Origin of the sequence: Kitasatospora sp. NPDC036755 (assembly GCF_040636595.1) — a bacterium.
GTDB lineage: Bacteria > Actinomycetota > Actinomycetes > Streptomycetales > Streptomycetaceae > Kitasatospora.
The window spans coordinates 1-1,080 of the sequence record NZ_JBEZUT010000700.1; the positions used below are offsets into that span (position 1 = coordinate 1).

Consider the following 1,080-nt stretch of genomic DNA (forward strand, 5'->3'; position numbering starts at 1 on the left):
GGCCCGCGGCACTGACCCCGACGGGGGCCGGCCCCGCGCCGCCCGGGTCCGGTCCCGCTCCGACCGGGTCCGGTCCCGCTCCGCCGAGGTCCGGCCCCGGCGCGACCGGACGGCAGCGGGCCCCGCGGACGGGGCCGCGTTCCGTACCGCCCGGTACGCGGACTTGCCGGACCCCGTCCCCAGCGGCCCACCGCCCCCGTACGCTTTCGTCAGCGCGTCGGCCCCGACGCGTCCTCGAACGGTGGCGAGGAGCGAAGCGAGTGCGGCAGACCGGACGGCAGTCCCGACGGCCCGAGCGCCGCACCCCGCCCACCGCGACGGAACTGGCCAAGGTCCACGACCGCACCCTCGCCGACGCGGCCGCCCGGGAACTGACCGCCCCCGCCGAAGGGGCCGGCGGCCCCGGCCCGCTCGACCCCCGCCCCGAGATCGGCGACTCCTGGGCCCGGCTGCGCCGCCTCGGCCTCGACCCCGACACCGGCGCCGCCGCCGTCCTGCTCGGCCCCGGCGAGATCGAACAGCGCCGCCGCACCAGCGGGCTGGACACCGTCCTGCCGGTGCTGCGCGAGACCCTGATGGAAGCCGGCGGCGCGCCCCCGCTGCTGCTGGCCGTCGCCGACGCCGAGGGCCACGTGCTCTGGCAGGAGGGCGAGCGCGGCCTGCGCCGCAGCGCCGACCGGATCGGCTTCACCACCGGCGCCCGCTGGATCGAGGAGAGCGTCGGCACCAACGGGATCGCGGTCGCGCTGCGCACCCGGCGCCCGATGCTCGTCCACTCCGCCGAGCACTACCTGCGCAGCCACCACTCCTGGACCTGCGTGGCCGCACCGGTGCGCGACCCGGGCACCGGACAGCTGGTCGGCGCCATCAACCTCAGCGGCCCCGCGCACAGCGTCCGCCCGTACCTGCTCCAGCTCACCGCCACCGCCGCCCGGCTCGCCGAGACCGAGCTGCGCGCCCACCGGCTGGAGGCGCTGCACCAGCCCCGCGCTGACGGGCTGCTATCGTCCGTCGCAACAACGGAGTACGGGAAGAGGCCAGGTCTGTCCGGACAGCGGACGGATCGCCCCCCTGATCCGC

The 1,080-nt window shown here is 78.0% G+C and carries 1 protein-coding gene; it reads left to right on the top strand.

The window, feature by feature from the left end; genetic code table 11:
- Positions 1 to 260: 260 nt before the first annotated feature.
- Positions 261 to 1,080 (top strand): GAF domain-containing protein (locus AB0E96_RS41315; protein WP_359831990.1); only part of this gene is annotated, 820 nt, incomplete at its 3' end.